Origin of the sequence: Photobacterium satsumensis, assembly GCF_050336935.1 — a bacterium.
Classification (GTDB): Bacteria; Pseudomonadota; Gammaproteobacteria; order Enterobacterales; family Vibrionaceae; genus Photobacterium; species Photobacterium satsumensis.
Genome location: NZ_JAKJSK010000006.1, coordinates 310,317 through 327,283, shown reverse-complemented (window position 1 = coordinate 327,283; position 16,967 = coordinate 310,317). Strand labels below are relative to the sequence as shown.

The window sequence follows — 16,967 nt, the reverse complement described above, 5'->3', positions numbered from 1 at the left end:
TATTTGTACTAACGTCAATGTCTACTAACATTTATAGCAGGAATGGACACTAATGATGGAACTAAATCAATGATCAAAGGATTGACTTTAAAAAGTTTATTGTCTTTCACATTATTATTGACATTTATGCCAATAATAACATTGCCGGCGTATGGCGAAGACAATATTAAAGATATCGAGTTTGCCGTTTTTTCATTAAATAATGACATCCCTGCGTTGACTAAGAGTAAGGCCAGGATGTTGTATAAGGGGAAAACCAAAAAACTCAACGGTAGTATCAAGATTGTATTAGTGGATTTACCGGAAAAGTCTATACACCGGGAAGAATTTTACAATATGCTACTGGGTAAATCGATTACGCAAATGAATGGCTACTGGGCCAGCTTGTCATTTTCTGGCAAAGGTACACCGCCAGAAGAGCTCAATAGCGATGATATAAAAGGGATCATCGAGTGGCTCAATGCTAACCCAAATGGCATTGCCTACGCTCCTGTCAGCGCGGTACCCGAAAATGCCAATATTCTCATCACCATCTTACAAGGAGAGTAAGATATGACTCATAAATCATTGCTCGCATGCGCTCTGCTTGTATCCCCCTTAACCAGTGTGGCTGCAATACAAATAACGGATAATTTCTCAGTCAGTGGCTTTGGCTCAACGTCCATCACTAAATCAGATAACAGCACGCCTCTTTTTGTCCACCGTGAAATCACCGATGATACTTGCTATGACTGTGACACGACTTTCGGACTCCAAGCTGATCTTTCTATTATCGATGATTTAAATGCCTCCGTTCAGGTCGTCAAACGGCCTCAAGACCATTGGTCTGATGTCGAACTTGAGTGGGCCTATCTTAACTATGAAATAAACCAATTCTCCTTCCGTGGAGGAAAACTGCGTATACCTCTATTCCTGATTTCAGAATACTACTATATCGGTCAAGCCTACCCTTGGGCCCGTCCTCCGCAGGAAGTATATGACAGTATTCTTGGCTTCACCTCATATGAAGGGATCAGTGCCTCTTGGCTCTGGGAAGTCAATGATGAAGCAGTTGTCACATTAACTCCCTACTATGGTTTCGGCAACGACAATAAGATCAAATTCAATGGTCGCCAATTCAATTTCGAAACAGATCATATGGCGGGTTTATCTGCCGAAGTGAGTGGTTTTAACTACCGGTTTCATTTTGGTTATATGAACTCAAAATACTCGGTTAGCCCTAGCCTTTCATCTGGCAAAGACACATTGAATATTTATACCCTTGGTGGTGAATATTCAATGGATGATTGGTTATTTATGTCTGAGATTCAGACTGATGATTTGCAGACCAATTGGTATGTTAGTGCTGCTTACAACATCAATAAATTCACACCTTACTTGGTGTACGGAGAAAGCCACCATCGCCGTAAGTCAAACAGCGTGACTGCAGGGGTGCGTTATGACCTAACCCATAAAATTTCACTTAATGCCGAGTGGCAGGGTATCTATATGGACCGCGAAGATTATGAAGCTCGTAATGATGGACAGTTTGTCACTGCTCCATACTACTATCAGGAAGACAAGGATGTCCGGCTTTACACCCTGATGATCAACTTCATCTTCTAAATCCCATCGCGCCGTAATTCATGGCTCCAAAATGACGGAAGCGTCTCCGGTTCTTAGCCTGAGACGCTTCTTCTCTCTATAATCCGGGTATAAACCCGCATAGGCACATTTATCGAGTGACTCATCTGTCCATATAGTTCTAGATTAGTTTCATATGCAATATCGGAAAAGGCTTGCCCATGCCATCAAGTGGCGAACGAGACTCAACCTGAAACCCCATATGCTGGTAAAATCCCACTGCTTGCGGATTCTGCTCATTAACATCGACAAATACAGCATTAAGCTCATCTATCGCATGTTGCAGCAAGATCTTACCTATCCCTTGCCCTCTGGCATCATCATGGATGAAAAGCATCTCGACTTTTCCATCATGCACACCAACAAACCCTAAGATCATACCTTGTGCATCTTTCACACATTTAAGCATGACAGCCGGAAAGGCCTGCTCAATGATAATAGGCTTAAAGAACTCAATATCAGCTTCAGAAATGAAGTCATGAGTCGCTCGGACTGAACTCTCCCAAACACTCAATAGCTCTGAGTAATCTTTGGGAAACACACTTTCTACAATCATCTTATTCTCTTCAGAGGTTGCTATTTTCATACAAAGTGCAGCCGCGACCGGTGAATATACCACTCTCATTGACGTAATTCTATTTAACGAGCATCGCAGCGCCGAATACCCCAGCGCTATCGCCCAATGCTGGCTTGGCCAAAACTGTATTCAATTCAGGGTTAAACAGATGTGGCAAAATCGCTTTTCTTCCTTCGCTATAGAGAGACTCAATATTACCGACGCCTCCGCCTACCACTATCACATCAGGATCCAGCACATTGATAATCGAAGCGACCGCAACGCCAAATTGCTTATGTAACCTGTTTATTGTGGCTAGAGCAACGTCATCGCCCTGCTCAGCCAATGCCACAATTTCAGGTAAGCTCAATGAACACGCATCGCTGCTATCACTTTGTTCTCGATAATAGCGCTCCAAGCCTTTTCCTGACAACACGGTTTCGACACATCCCTGCTTGCCGCAATAGCAAGAGGCACCATTGGCTTCAAGCACATTATGCCCCCACTCGCCAGCAATACCATGGCAGCCATTGAGCACCTTACCGTTGACGACAATACCGCTTCCGACCCCTGTGCCCATGATGATACCGAATACGACTTCAGCATCGGGTTTGATGTCCTGAACAGCACCAAGCCTTGCTTCGGCGAGAGCAAAGCAGTTGGCATCATTGGCTAAGCGAACCGGTATACCAAGTAAAGATTCCAGATCTTTATCTAATGCTTGATCGTTAAGATGGGTCGAGTTGCAATTTTTCATCGTGCCGGTTGCTGGGTCTAACGTACCCGGCGTACCGAAACCAACCATTGCCGGGCACTCATCAACGTCTTGTATGCAAAGATCAATCAGTTTTTTTATCTGCCCCAAAACATGCTGGTACCCTTTACCACCTTCAGTAGGAAGGCGTTTGCGTAGTACACAATGGTCATCGTCATATTGCATCACAGCGCACTCAATTTTCGTGCCGCCAAGGTCAACACCCCAATAATACTTACTCATAGCTCTCCTACTCTGTCTGCTTTTCAAACATGCTCTGCAAAGCGCGTAAAATCAGCCATACTTATACCAAAACATAATGGCTACTGATGGTTATTTATCGTCATTAATTCAATATATTTTGGAGATTTGTGATGTTTCTAAAAGAGTCACGCACTGGTGATTTAGTTGACGTCATCGACATGTCTTCTTTGGTCAACCCATTCTCCTCGCATGTCAAAGTGCAGTATCAGTCTGGTGAAGACTTGGCCGACCCTGTCGCTATCGATAAACAGAGCTTGGCCTTCCCTTCCGGTGAAGAATTACCCGAATGCTGGATCAACGGCTACTATCGGCATGGTCAGCGTTAAACCTTACTTAGGACGGCACTATCACAACAAAAGAGCCCTCATGATGAGGGCTCTTTTTTACATACCGCTAATTAAAAAATCTAACGTAAATGAGACAACCTTATAAAGTTAACCCGTTAATACTTTGACTGATCTGGTTGGTTAAGCGAGCTACCCCTTCAGCAAGCGCTTTCACTTGTGCATCATAACCATCTTGCTCCAAAGGTACCTGGATAGAAAATGGCTGTCTCGCCAAGGCTTCACCTTGTTTATCAATTAACAACCATTGTCCGCTCAGCCTTGCCAATCCAGAGTAATGGCCATTGAACTGGGTAAACTTCACCTGAAGCTTGGGCAAACTATTACTGCTAATCGCTGGCGTTAACTCATCAAACCAATATCTCGATTGCTTCTGCCGTAAATCTTCGGTGACGATACGGGTTAGCTGGCGAGAAAGGCTCTCTGCCCATAAGTTCTGCTGCGCCTGCACCACTTCCGTTTCACTGGTTTGATAAACAAGCCCTGTTCCTGCTAAGTGCTCTGCGACCTCAACAGGTCGAACAATCACCACCGGCTGGTGCTTATTGGCAAACACCATGGTTAGCTCGCTGTTCTGATCAGGGAGCAGATACGTTTTCGTCACCGGCTCCGTTGAACTACACCCAGCCCCCGCCAGCACGACTAACGCCATAAAAATTCCCTTGTACATTATTGACGTCCTCCTACTGGGATTGGATCGGCGGCTTTTTCACCACTAAATATAAGTGAATTTGGCTTCTCATTTATCTGCCGTAATACTGGCTGCAACTCGCTCATTACTTGCTCAAATTGTATCAATGCCTGATCCAAGTTCTGATAAGTCGCACCATCTGTGCCATAACCATCGAGGGTATCTTGGATCTGCTGTAAGCTTTCTCGAATTTCTCCAGGAATTGCTTTGGTCTCTTTCTGTGCAAGCAGGCTATTGAGCTCTGTCGCGACCTTTTCAGCTGCCAACAACGTCTTCTGCGACGTTTCCAGTGTCTTGTTAAGAGTCAACAAGGTATCTTCGACTGGCAAATTATTGATCTTCTTCAGCATCGAAGAAATTTCTTTTTGAATTTGAGCGAAACCACCAGCCTTGGTAGGGAAAACATCATACTCACCATAACTCTGATATTTATAGGTTTTCTCTTCCGCAAACACGCCGACGTCGACCAATAGCGCCCCAGTTAACAAGTTTGCGGTTTTCAATGACCCTCGCAGCCCATATTTGAATTCGTCTTCTAGACTCGCTCTGAGCATATCCAAATTATCGTATTTCACATGGGCGATCACCCTGTCGAGTTCGATACGAACCAATACCGGTATTTCACGGTTTGAGAAGTTCTTCTCACTCGCCATGATATCAAGTGGGACTTTGCGAACGGTACCAATTTGAATACCGCGATATTCAACCGGCGCTCCTGGCTTTAGGCCTCGGACAGATTCATCAAACAACATCACGTATTCGAGGTAATCTTCGAAAAAACGCTCGCGCACTTGCTTAATGTTGTTATACAAACGGAACTTGGATTTATCTTTCGTGATAAGCTCACCGGGCTCACGCCCTTTGGGTACGCGGAAACTCACACCGCCGGTGATTAACGACTCGATTGAGCCAATTTTCAAGTTGAACCCTTCCGCTGACATCTGAAGATCAACGCCCGAGGTCAACCAAAACCGGGTACTTTTCCGGATCAGGCTATCATACGGTTCAAAGATGAATAACTGGTAATGGGCTTTCTTCGTTTCCGTATCAAAGGTGACATTTTCAACCCGTCCAACAGTAAAGCCTTCATAAAGTACCGGATCACCAACGCCCAGTTTTCCCGCTTCGTTATGGGTCAGTACCAGACGGAGCCCTTTCGCATCTGGTGGAGCCACTGGCGGAATATCCAACACATCAAAAGTACGTTGCTCTTTTCCACTTTTACCTGGTTGCAGCTGGATATAAGCGCCCGAGAGTAAGGTATCTAACCCCGACACCCCTGACTTACCGATACGCGGTTTTACGACCCAGAATAAGGTATCATCCTTGAGCATACGGGCCGCGTCCTTGTCCATTTGGGCGGTCACCTCAATGGCACTGTAGTCCTCATTCAATGTCACGCCTGTTACTACACCGACTTTGACATTCAACGCTTTGATTTCAGTTTTACCGACTTCTATCCCTTCGGCGGTGTCGATTTTCAGCACAATCTCAGGACCTTGGCTGGTAATAAATTGGAACAACATCCAAATACCAATCCCAACAGCGATTACAGGTACCAACCATATAGACGATATCTGCTTTATGGCTTCTTTCTTAGCCTGTGGAGGTAAGGATTCACTCATAACTATTATTCTCTTTATTCTTGTTCACATAGCCTGCGGGTGAGACAAACGCCGAATCCTTGGGCCAAAATACACGTGGGTCAAAAGTCATTGCCGATATCATGGTTAACAGAACAACACAGGCAAAAGATAATGCCGCTGGGCCAGGGTAGATGGCCATTAAATTCTGAAGCTGAACCAAGGCCACCAAAATCGCCACCACAAAAATATCAATCATCGACCAACGGCCAATCAATTCTGTAATTCGATACACCTTCAACTTTTGTACGGCTTTCTTTTCATCTGAGCTCCCCCCCTTTCCAGCCATAATATACAGCCAAGTCAATGCAATAATTTTCGCCAGCGGGATCACGACACTCGCAATAAAAATCACCGCTGCAATGGGGTATGATTTCAATTGCCACAATAGCACGACCCCTCCAAGTATGGTCGAACCTTCCGCCTTGCCCAAACTGACCGTATACATCATGGGGTAAAGATTGGCTGGAATAAAAAAGATTGCCGACGCAATAAGTAATGCCCATGAGCGTTGTAGCATCCGCTGTGGATCGTACGGATGAAGGCTGCCGTGACAGCGAATACAGCGTGCGTGTTTCTCTTCTGTCAACGGATTTAACTGCGAGCAGACATGACAACTGATATGGTTAAAGCTGTTGTGACAGTCTCCAGCCTTCACGCCACCCTGTGGTTTCAGTGGCAAAAATTGCAACCATAGCCAAGTACGGTCAGCCATCGACACACATTTCACGACCAGCATGGTGTACAAACAAAACGCCCAGAAGGACATTCCCAGACCAATATCGGCCAACGAAGCAATTTTAATCAGGCTAACCAACACCCCAATTAAAAATACATCGACCATCAACCATGGCTCAATGCGTATCATTAATCGACATAATCGCTTTTCCCACATTGCTATTGGCTTTTTATCCGATCGCTTTAATCGTTGACCCGCTCGGAAATATAAATAAAGCAGCGAGAGTAAATACAAAGCCGGTAAAACCAATACCGTGAGTAACAGCAATAACGCTAGCAGGCTATTTTGGAAAACACTGAGCATTTCGGCAGAGTGCATCAACGTGATTTCCTGACTGATCCCTTGCACACTGAAAGACATAAACGGGAAGCTTATGCTGGCTATCAACATGACGAGGCTAGCCAAACCATAAGACAGGGGTCTCTGAAATGGCTGGGCAACACGTTTAACCAATGTGTGGTGACACCTTGGACAAACCGACTTCTCATCGTCTTTGAGCTCTGGCAACGCCACCACTAATCCACACTCTTCACAGCCGACTAGTGCTTGTCGTTGTTGTGGTTCACCCATTTGTACCTCAATCTGCCCTTCTCATTTGGCAAGGCTGTTCTTTAAGTGAGCGGTATATTACTCTATTTAAGTTCTTTGAACATATTTAAGTTATTAGCACATAACAGAAAAAGCACCCGGTTTATTCGGGTGCTTCTCTTAAATAAGAGGGTTTACTCGCCCTTGACTAATCGGCGCTCAAAAGCTGATCTGTCTTTGCTGCGCAGATAAAATCATTTTTATGAAGCCCTTTGGCTGAGTGACTCCACCAGCGAACTTTCACCTTGCCCCACTCCAAGGTAATTTCCGGGTGATGGAATTCCTCCTCGGCCAATTCGGCTACCTTGTCGGTAAACGCCCAAGCTAATTTAAAATTCTTGAAGGTAAATTGGCGCTCCAACTGCTCGACGCCAGCCTCTTCGATCGCCTGCCATTCAGGCAACGTTGCCAGTAGGGCGATTTTTTCATTCTCGGTGACTTTTGGTGCGCCGGCAGAACACGCTTCGCACTTTTGTTGATGTAATTCTGTCATCAGTTCCCCTTACCCCACTTCCTTGATTTTTGTATCGAACAAAGGCGCATGTAACCCCAATTTCTGTGCTTGGGCCACCATTGACATAATATCTTGGTGCGCCAATTCATAGAGCTGATTAATGTCTTCAAGAATAAAGTAAAGCGGCTGCATAATATCGATACGATAAGGCGTACGCATGATATCAACCGGATCAAACGGCTTATAGAGAGGAGTTGCCCCTGGTGCGCTTTTCCCTGTCAACGCGTATTGCGTCTCACCCGGCGATGATAAGATCCCACCACCATATATCCGCAAACCATCTTGTTGCTGCAATAATCCAAATTCAACTGTAAACCAGTATAGCCTTGCTAAGTACACTCTTTGGGCTGAATTTGCCTTGGCCCCCAAATTTCCGTAAGTATGAGTAAAAGCAGCGAAAGCCGGATTAGTCAGCATCGCGCAATGCCCAAAGATCTCGTGGAAGAAGTCCGGTTCTTGCAGATAGTCAAACTCTTCCCTACGCCGCAAAAACGTAGCAACAGGGAACTGTTTATTGGCTAACAGCGCGAAGAAACGGTCAAAATTGATCAGTGCTGGTACCGGAACACATTGCCACCCCGTGGCTGGCTGCAATACATCATTGATATCCGATAGCTGAGGGGGACGATCCTGAGGTAAAGCTAACAAATCCAACCCATCAATATATGCTTGGCATGCTCGCCCCTCGATACAGGCTAATTGCCGTTGTACAAGATCGTGCCAAACGAGGTTCTCTGAGCAATCCCAGTTAACCACACCCTTTTCATCTGGCTTTTTAGAGACATATTTTGTTCCGCTACCCATAAGTGACCTTCATCTTTGGTTCTGCCTCGCCCTGGCAAATTATCAATCCGCTTGTTTTATGTTCGTTTCCTTTAGATTAGGTCGATTCACAAAGACACTGATAGTAGTTCTCAGCAATGAAAACACCTTCAGATGTAACATTTTTTTTACAGCCAGGAATCCCAACCAAAAAGCATCCCCCTATCAGTTCCAACGCCTTTTGCGGTTAAAAACGCTCAATAAACAAACAGCTTAGCCCGAAATTTATGTACAACATAAAAGACACCCTACGCATTATTCTGTTCTGCCGCGAAGTTGCCTTGTAACTATGAGTGCGCCAGAGTTAAGTCCTTGAGCTAACATTTTATTAACAGGTCAGTTTGGAATGACTGTGATAGAGAGGGATATGCAATGCGGCAATGGTTTCAATTTCCTATCACCGAGGGAGAGGCTTCACGGCAGGCTCACTGTGACATACCTAAAGGTACGTTCGAGCGCGAGTGCGGTAGGGAAGGATTTTTTGGCCCAGCAAGCCACATGTATCATCGCCACCCGCCAACGGGTTGGATAGACTGGGACGGCCCACTCCGCCCTAGGGCAATAGACACCAACCATATTCCCTCTGACGGTTTATCACCTTGGGATGCATCGCTGATTCTATTCAACAATAACCTCAAACTGCGGGTTTGGCATTGTGAACGCGCCATGGATGTCCTCGCCCGCAATGGTGACGGTGATGAAGTCTTATTCATCCATCATGGAAGCGGCGACCTGTTTTGCGATTACGGCCATATGACCTTCCGGGATGGTGACTATATTGTACTGCCGAGGGCAACAAGTTGGCGTATTGAGCCGAATGAGCCCGTTACTATGCTGCTTATTGAGGCATCAAATAGCGGCTATCAAATGGCCGAGCGCGGCATAGTCGGCCAGCATGCGGTTTATGATCCGGCGGTATTGGAATATGCCAGAATCAACGATACCTTCCTCCAACAACAAAGTGATGATCAGCAATGGCAGGTTCAACTCAAAGCCCGCAACCAGCTCAATACCATTACCTACCCTTACAACCCGCTTGATGCCCAAGGGTGGAAAGGTAACCTAACCGCATTCAAGCTCAACTGGCGAGATATCCGGCCGTTGATGAGCCACCGTTACCACCTTCCCCCTTCGGCACATACCACCTTTGTTGCCGATGGCTTTGTGATTTGCACTTTCGTGCCACGGCCAATTGAAAGTGATCCAAATGCTCTGAAGGTACCTTTCTATCATAACAACGATGATTACGACGAGGTGCTGTTCTACCACCGGGGTAATTTCTTTAGTCGGGACAATATTGAAGCCGGCATGATCACCCATCACCCTTGCGGTTTCTCCCACGGCCCCCATCCGAAAGCACTTGCTGCCAGCATGACCTCACCGAAAAAAGAAACCGATGAGGTTGCAGTCATGATTGATGCCCGCTGGCCACTTGAAGTCGCTCCCTTACCCGAGGGGGCAGAAAACAAAGACTATGTTTTTTCTTGGCAGGGTCATACCGCTGAATAGCCAACTAGACAGAGAAAAAGGAGACGATCGTGAAACTTGCATCACTTAACCATGGTCGAGACGGCCAACTCATTGTAGTTTCCCGTGACCTACAAACAGCCGTTCATGCCCACGATATCGCCCCGACATTGCAGTTTGCCCTTGATAACTGGCAAGAAGTAGAAGCGGACCTGCAGCATTTATACCGCAACCTCAATGATAACGTTGCCCAGCATAGTTTTCCGTTTAACCCAACATTATGCAGCTCCCCATTACCACGTGCCTATCAATGGGCGGATGGCAGTGCATACGTTAACCACGTCGAGTTAGTACGCAAGGGCAGAGGAGCAGAAATGCCCGATAGCTTCTGGACCGATCCCTTGATGTATCAGGGTATGTCGGATGGTTTCTTAGCCCCTACTGACAATATTCGCGTCGCTGATGAGCAATGGGGGATCGACTTTGAAGGTGAAATAGCCATCATCACCGACGATATTGATATGGGGACCCGTACCGAAGAGGTCCATGGCCACATCAAACTTCTGATGCTGGTCAATGATGTTTCGCTTCGTAATCTTATCCCAAGTGAACTGGCCAAAGGCTTCGGTTTTTTCCAATCTAAACCCTCTTCCGCATTCTCGCCTGTTGCGGTCACGCCTGACGAACTGGGCGACAGTTGGCATGATTACAAGCTCCATCACCGCCTCACAGTCCACCTCAATGGAGAGTTATTCGGACAGCCCCATGCCGGCACAGACATGACGTTTAATTTTGCCGAGCTTGTCCAACATGTGGCAAAGAGCCGAGCCATTTGCGCGGGTACCATCATCGGTTCAGGAACCGTCTCCAATATTGACCGCAGCAGCGGGTCTTGCTGTTTAGCAGAGCGGCGGATGCTGGAAACCTTGGAATACGGTCACCCAGAAACCCCTTTCATGAAATTTGGCGATACGGTCAAGATTGAAATGTTCGATGGTAACGGTCGTTCCATTTTCGGGGCCATTGAACAAACGGTGGTCCAGTATGCGCATCAATACCACGATGAGGATTTAAATCACCATAACCCGCATCACCCATAATAATTAGAAGGAAAATACACCGTGAAACTGTATGATTATTATCGCTCATCGGCGTCGTACCGGGTGCGAATTGCGCTGAATATAAAAGGACTGGACTACGAGCAGGTGGCTATTTCACTGCTAGACAGAGAGCAAAACAGTACCGCCTACTCTTCGCTAAACCCCAACCAACTCGTGCCTGGTTTTTCGCGTGATCATACACAAACAGCAGGTACTCCTTCAGAAGATGATACCGCGGTCTTAGGCCAGTCTTTGGCAATTATTGAATACCTTGATGAGACCTATCCAGAGCCCGCGTTACTGCCGAGTAATCCTTGGCATAAGGCACAGTGTCGAGAAATTGCCCTCATCGTTGCTTGCGATATTCACCCCCTGAACAATCTAAGGGTACTCAACTATTTAAATAGTGATTTTGGGGTCAACCAAAACGAGAAAATGATTTGGTATCACCATTGGCTCAAGCAAGGTTTCCAAAGCCTGGAAAACCTATCTAATCGGTATCGCACCCCGTTCACCTGTACAGATACCCCATCCCTCGCCGACCTCTGTTTGATACCGCAACTGTACAACGCTAAACGATTTGGCTTTGAAACCAGTCCCTACCCAAGGCTGCTTGACATCGAGCAACGCTGTTTAGCCCTAACCGCCTTTCAAAAAGCCCACCCGGATAACCAATAAAGAAATACTCAATCAAGGAGAAAATGATGACAAACCCGAACTCTTCTAACATTGGTTATCCCGCAGAGAATCAACCCCAGTTGCTGTGGATGCCGGAGAAAGATCGGATTCACGACAGTAAGCTGTATCAACTAATGGTTGAGCTGAGTGAAAAAAAGAACACCCTGTACCATGACTACAATCAGCTACATCATTGGAGTGTCAACCATAGTGAGGAGTTCTGGAGTATGGTGTGGGACTTCTGCCAAGTCGAAGGAGCCAAAAAGCCCCCTGTTACATTTTGCCCGCCTGACAGCACTACGCCAGCGAAAGATACCCAGTGGTTCCCGCACGCAAAGCTCAACTATGCCGAAAACCTACTCCGTAACTGGCGTACTCACGCCGCGGCGGATGCCATCATATTCCATTGCGAAGGCGATCCTCAGCAACGTCAACACATTAGTTGGCAGCAGCTGTATAGACAAACCTCTCAGGTCGCGAGCTTTCTCCATCAGATCGGGATCAAAAAAGGGGATGTTGTTGCGGGTTATTTACCGAATATCCCCCAAACGGTCGTGGCTATGCTGGCAACCGCTTCGTTAGGAGCGATTTGGACATCGACCTCACCGGATTTCGGTGCCGACAGTGTTATCGAACGCTTTGGACAGACCCAGCCTAAAGTGATGTTTTTTGCAGAGGGCTACCAGTACAACGGAAAAGCTCTTTCATACCGCGACAAAGTCGCAGCTGTCAGTCGCAATATTCCAGAACTCGCGCATTTAGTTGAAATCCCCGCAACACCTGAACGGATACCACAGGAGTCGGTCGCTATTCCTGATACCATAAACCACCACTACTGGAGCGATATACTCGATAGCACAGTACCCTGTGAGCTCGGTTTTACACCTGTCCCATTCAACCATCCGCTTTATATCCTGTATTCATCAGGCACAACCGGTAAGCCTAAATGCATTGTTCACAGCGTAGGCGGTACTTTACTCAATCACCTTAAAGAGCACCAACTACAAACGGATATTCGCACCGGTGACAAGATTTTCTACTTCACGACTTGCGGTTGGATGATGTGGAACTGGCTGGTGTCAGGGCTCGCCTCTGGCGCGACCTTAATTCTGTATGACGGCTCCCCTTTCTACCCCGACGGTAATGTTTTATGGCAACTGACCGAGCAAGAAAAAGTGACGTTATTCGGCACCTCAGCCAAATACCTCGAGGCTTTAGAAAAACAAGGCTACCGCCCCAAAGACAAGGCTAACCTGTCATCTCTGCGTACACTGTGTTCTACCGGCTCTGTGCTTGCACCAGAACAATTTGATTATGTCTATGACGCCATCCATAGTGATATCCAACTTGCCAGCATCTCTGGCGGCACCGATATTTGTGGCTGCTTTGCCCTAGGTAACCCGATTAGCCCCATCTACCGAGGTGAATGCCAAGGGCTCGCGTTAGGCATGGATGTTCAAGTATTTAATGAACAAGGCCAAGCCGTTCTCCAGCAACACGGGGAGCTCGTTTGTCTCAATAGCTTTCCCAACCAGCCGATTGGCTTCTGGAACGATCCAAACGATAGCAAATACCATAACGCCTATTGGAATACCTTCCCTGGGATTTGGCACCACGGCGACTATGTTAGCTTATCGAACACTGGCGGTATGGTGTTCTATGGCCGCTCCGATGCCGTGCTTAACCCCGGCGGCGTGAGAATTGGAACCGCTGAAATATACCGCCAAGTAAACCGCCTAGATGAAATCAAAGACTCATTGGTAATAGGCCAAAACAAAGGAGCTGATGTCCGTGTGGTCTTGTTTGTTCAATTAGCCAAAGGGGAACGACTCACAGACGAATTAAAAACCAACATCAAGCAGAAGATCCACGAACATTGCTCCCCCCGCCACGTCCCCGAGGTGATCCTGGCAGTAAAAGACGTACCCCGCACGAAATCAGGCAAACTAGTAGAACTGGCTGTTCGCAATATCGTCCATGATCAGCCTGTTAAAAATATTGGGGCGTTGGCGAACCCTGAATCGCTGGAAGAGTTTAGAGATAGGAAGGAGCTGAAGCTATAGTATGTCGCGTTAGAGGCTACCTATTCAAAAAATAGGTAACCTCCAGCCATAAATCATGACCGGGTGTGCGATTTGGGGTCATGGCCTACTTCGAACACCATTTTTGGCCTATTCCGTTCTTCAAACCTTAAAGGCTCCACTTCACGCAACGTTTGTTGGCACCGAGAAACCAACCGGTGATACATGGCAGTACCTCTTTGCTTCCATGCCAGTTCGTCATCGGTCACCTTGCGCTTAGCCTTAGCAGGACTACCTAGAATCATACTTCTAGCTTCAAACTGACTATGGGCCTTAATGAAGCTATGAGCACCGACAATCGACTCTTTACCTATAACCGCAAGATCCATCACCACGGCATTCATTCCAATTAAGCAGTTTTCTTCGATGGTACAACCATGGATCACCGCCCCATGGCCGATATGGCTATACACACCCAACACGGTTTCACGGTTTGGGAAACCATGAATAACACAACCGTCTTGAATATTACTGCCATCTTGGATGACGATTCGCCCCATATCACCCCGAATAGCGGCTTGAGGGCCAACATAAACTTGCTGGCCGATAATGACATCACCAATAATGTCTGCACTCGGATGAACAAAACTTTCAGGGTGAATAACGGGGGTTATTCCATCAAGCTGGTAAATAGGCATTTTGATTCCTTTCAATGAATACCAATCAGCATCCGAGTGATTGGTAATTACTGGGGTTGTAAGCCACCAAATCGAGCATAATAGTCAGACGCTGGCAGCGGCAATGGGCCAGCGACCGTTTCGCCATGTTCAGAGACATAGTTCCGACCTTGCAAGTGAATCTTTTTATAAATGTTCATTGCTAAGCTCTGAGCGATACCACCCGCCCAGTTGTCTGGTAGTAGCTCTGCAGGCAGCAATGGATCACGTATAATGATCCGGCGATAGAAATGTACCAAAAGCAGCCTTAATTTAAAGCAAACCTCAGGGCTCACCTCATCGATATTTAGGTCTTTAAGCTCTTGCCACACAGGGTTAAACATGTCACAAAACGCCATATAATCGTCATTAAGGCGGGATAAATCCCAAGCTTTACGCACTAAGTCTTGTTCACTTGCCTTCGTTGTTGAATATAGGGACGTTTGAGTAAAAATATGCGAGTCAGGAAAGTGCTTAGCAATCTTATCTATATCAACATGATTCAACTGATTCTGATCGGCTTGAATATAAATTCCCTTATCCAAAATACCAAATCCAAACCGAGCTAAATATTTACCATGTTGCTTCGAGTCATTTAACGTAGTTGAGGAAATGTGAATAATATTCCATTTCCCGTCCCAACCTAATTTTTCGACACTATATATTTTTTTGTTTGCCGCACGTATTTCATCAAAACGCTCCGGTGTCATGAAGTAATAGCTTTTTCTACCCACCTTTTTGACATCAAGCCATCCATCCTGCTTTAGCCTAAATACAGAAGAACGGACAAAGCGCTGATTAAAACCTAATGATTCCATAAAGTTAATCAAGCTTCCCATCCATATCCCCCCGCCGCTATGACAAAGGTAATCACCCAGGAAAGTGACGACTAACGACGTACCACTTATCGATTGGTGCTCAGTTGAAGAGGTGAAAAAAGCATCAAATTTACTATCCAAAACTAACCTCGATGAATCCTTACATCTGTATTACAAGCATCATAACAATACCGTTCTATTTTTCACAGTAATTACAGCCTCCGAGATAAAACCAAACTACTTGGATATGCTGAAGTTCAATTTCTTTAATATATATAACCGAGTGGTACTATTTGCTGCTTTATCCCTTGATATAGCAGCAAATAGCCATATTTAAGCTTGCCTTAAATCGAGAACACGCTGTGCTTTACCTTCTGAACGAGGAATAATTCCACTCGGCAAAATATCGATTTTGGTTGAAATACCCACCATGGTTTTAATTCGGTGCTTCAGTTTACTTTCAACCTTATCATAACAAGATGTGTTGGCTGCTTCTTTCAACTCGACCTTCACCGTCAGGGTATCAAGATTACCCTTTTTCACGACTTCCAGTTGATAGTGCGGGCTCAGTTCATCCACCTCTAAAATCTGTTCTTCAATTTGTGATGGGAAAACATTTACCCCTCGGATAATCAGCATATCGTCGCTACGGCCGGTAATTTTATCCATACGACGCATTGTTCTGGCAGTGCCCGGCAACAATCGGGTTAAATCACGAGTACGATAACGAATAACAGGCATGGCTTCTTTGGTCAGTGAGGTAAACACCAACTCGCCATGCTCCCCATCAGGCATCACCGAACCTGTTGCAGGGTCAATGATCTCTGGGAAGAAATGATCCTCCCAAATCGTCGGGCCATCCGCGGTTTCGGCACATTCCATCGCAACGCCTGGCCCCATCACTTCCGACAAGCCGTAAATATCTAGCGCTTTAATCCCCAGACGTTGCTCTATTTCTTCTCTCATCGAATCTGACCATGGCTCAGCACCAAAAATACCGATTTTTAATGAACATTTAGATGCATCACCACCGTGCTTTTTCTCTAGCTGGTCAAGCAAATTCAAACAGTATGACGGCGTCACCATAATAATGGTCGGCTGAAAGTCTTCAATTAGTTGGATTTGCTTTTCTGTTTGACCACCAGACATTGGTACTACCGTCGCACCCAACTTTTCTGCGCCATAATGGGCACCTAAACCACCAGTAAACAAACCATAACCGTAAGCCACATGGATCATATCTTCTGAACTACCACCCGCCGCACGAATGGAACGAGAAACAACCGTTGCCCAAGTATCAATGTCATTTTGGGTATAACCCACTACTGTTGGCTTGCCTGTTGTGCCAGAAGAGGCATGGACTCGTACGACATCTTTCATCGGTACAGCGAACGTGCCGAACGGGTAATTATCTCGTAAGTCTTGTTTAGTGGTGTAAGGAAACTTATTAATATCTTCCAAACACTTAAAATCCGACGGATGAACACCCGCTTCATCGAACTTCTTTTTATACATTGGAACATTGTTATAGGCGTGTTCGAGAGTCCACTTCATTCGTTTAAACTGTAGCGTGCGTAGTTCGTCTACCGAAGCGGTTTCTATCGCTTCTAGCTGATTAAAGTCGGTCAT

The 16,967-nt window shown here is 46.1% G+C and carries 17 protein-coding genes; 7 read left to right on the top strand and 10 right to left on the bottom strand.

Going from position 1 to position 16,967, the window contains the following annotated elements; all coding sequences use genetic code 11:
• Window positions 1-69: 69 nt before the first annotated feature.
• Window positions 70-549, top strand: coding sequence for a hypothetical protein (locus L4D79_RS01590; RefSeq protein WP_428646449.1), 480 nt, complete (start codon window positions 70-72; stop codon window positions 547-549).
• A 3-nt stretch (window positions 550-552) separates the two neighbouring features.
• Window positions 553-1,605: a porin gene (locus L4D79_RS01585; RefSeq protein ID WP_428646447.1), complete on the top strand. Its 1,053-nt coding sequence runs from the start codon at window positions 553-555 to the stop codon at window positions 1,603-1,605.
• A gap of 139 nt (window positions 1,606-1,744) precedes the next feature.
• Here L4D79_RS01585 and L4D79_RS01580 read toward each other — a convergent pair whose 3' ends face one another.
• Complete coding sequence (locus L4D79_RS01580) at window positions 1,745-2,179, bottom strand: GNAT family N-acetyltransferase (RefSeq protein WP_428651674.1); 435 nt, start codon at window positions 2,177-2,179, stop codon at window positions 1,745-1,747.
• Between the two features lie 79 nt (window positions 2,180-2,258).
• On the bottom strand, window positions 2,259-3,176 hold the full coding sequence (locus L4D79_RS01575; RefSeq protein WP_428646445.1) for an ROK family protein: 918 nt from the start codon (window positions 3,174-3,176) through the stop codon (window positions 2,259-2,261).
• 131 nt (window positions 3,177-3,307) lie between these two features.
• On the opposite strand from L4D79_RS01575, the gene L4D79_RS01570 reads away from it, so the two are divergent.
• Window positions 3,308-3,523 (top strand): acetyltransferase, encoded by a 216-nt coding sequence (locus tag L4D79_RS01570; RefSeq protein ID WP_255043264.1) that lies wholly within the window; start codon window positions 3,308-3,310, stop codon window positions 3,521-3,523.
• Window positions 3,524-3,623: 100 nt separating this feature from the next.
• Here L4D79_RS01570 and L4D79_RS01565 read toward each other — a convergent pair whose 3' ends face one another.
• From L4D79_RS01565 to phhA, 5 genes are all read right to left on the bottom strand, one after another.
• Window positions 3,624-4,211, bottom strand: a complete 588-nt coding sequence (locus L4D79_RS01565) for a PqiC family protein (protein WP_428646442.1) — start codon at window positions 4,209-4,211, stop codon at window positions 3,624-3,626.
• The gene (pqiB, locus tag L4D79_RS01560; RefSeq protein WP_428646439.1) at window positions 4,211-5,857 is read right to left on the bottom strand and encodes an intermembrane transport protein PqiB; all 1,647 of its coding nucleotides are present in this window, start codon (window positions 5,855-5,857) and stop codon (window positions 4,211-4,213) included. Before pqiB ends, L4D79_RS01565 begins: the two co-directional genes overlap by 1 nt.
• Window positions 5,850-7,184 (bottom strand): PqiA/YebS family transporter subunit, encoded by a 1,335-nt coding sequence (locus L4D79_RS01555; RefSeq protein ID WP_428646436.1) that lies wholly within the window; start codon window positions 7,182-7,184, stop codon window positions 5,850-5,852. The genes pqiB and L4D79_RS01555 overlap by 8 nt, the downstream gene beginning before the upstream one ends.
• 166 nt (window positions 7,185-7,350) lie before the next feature.
• A complete protein-coding gene (locus L4D79_RS01550) occupies window positions 7,351-7,695 on the bottom strand; it encodes a 4a-hydroxytetrahydrobiopterin dehydratase (RefSeq protein ID WP_428646434.1) in 345 nt (114 codons plus the stop codon).
• A gap of 9 nt (window positions 7,696-7,704) precedes the next feature.
• Complete coding sequence (phhA, locus tag L4D79_RS01545) at window positions 7,705-8,520, bottom strand: phenylalanine 4-monooxygenase (RefSeq protein WP_428646431.1); 816 nt, start codon at window positions 8,518-8,520, stop codon at window positions 7,705-7,707.
• 390 nt (window positions 8,521-8,910) lie between these two features.
• Between phhA and L4D79_RS01540 the strand changes: the two genes are divergently transcribed.
• The 4 genes from L4D79_RS01540 to L4D79_RS01525 are packed head-to-tail and all read left to right on the top strand — an operon-like array spanning window position 8,911 to window position 13,846.
• A complete protein-coding gene (locus L4D79_RS01540; protein WP_428646429.1) occupies window positions 8,911-10,047 on the top strand; it encodes a homogentisate 1,2-dioxygenase in 1,137 nt (378 codons plus the stop codon).
• A 29-nt stretch (window positions 10,048-10,076) separates the two neighbouring features.
• Window positions 10,077-11,105 carry a fumarylacetoacetate hydrolase family protein gene (locus L4D79_RS01535; protein WP_428646426.1) on the top strand — a complete coding sequence of 343 codons (1,029 nt, stop codon included), beginning with the start codon at window positions 10,077-10,079 and terminating at the stop codon, window positions 11,103-11,105.
• Window positions 11,106-11,126: 21 nt separating this feature from the next.
• A complete protein-coding gene (gene maiA / locus L4D79_RS01530) occupies window positions 11,127-11,783 on the top strand; it encodes a maleylacetoacetate isomerase (protein ID WP_428646424.1) in 657 nt (218 codons plus the stop codon).
• A 26-nt stretch (window positions 11,784-11,809) separates the two neighbouring features.
• Window positions 11,810-13,846, top strand: coding sequence for an acetoacetate--CoA ligase (locus L4D79_RS01525; protein ID WP_428646421.1), 2,037 nt, complete (start codon window positions 11,810-11,812; stop codon window positions 13,844-13,846).
• Between the two features lie 53 nt (window positions 13,847-13,899).
• Here the strand turns inward: L4D79_RS01525 and L4D79_RS01520 are convergent, their stop codons facing one another.
• The 3 genes from L4D79_RS01520 to paaK form a co-directional block, all read right to left on the bottom strand.
• Entirely contained in the window at window positions 13,900-14,502 is a 603-nt protein-coding gene (locus tag L4D79_RS01520) for an acyltransferase (RefSeq protein ID WP_428646419.1), read from the bottom strand.
• Between the two features lie 47 nt (window positions 14,503-14,549).
• Window positions 14,550-15,479, bottom strand: a complete 930-nt coding sequence (locus tag L4D79_RS01515) for a PaaX family transcriptional regulator (protein WP_428646416.1) — start codon at window positions 15,477-15,479, stop codon at window positions 14,550-14,552.
• 192 nt (window positions 15,480-15,671) lie between these two features.
• Entirely contained in the window at window positions 15,672-16,967 is a 1,296-nt protein-coding gene (paaK, locus tag L4D79_RS01510) for a phenylacetate--CoA ligase PaaK (protein ID WP_428646413.1), read from the bottom strand.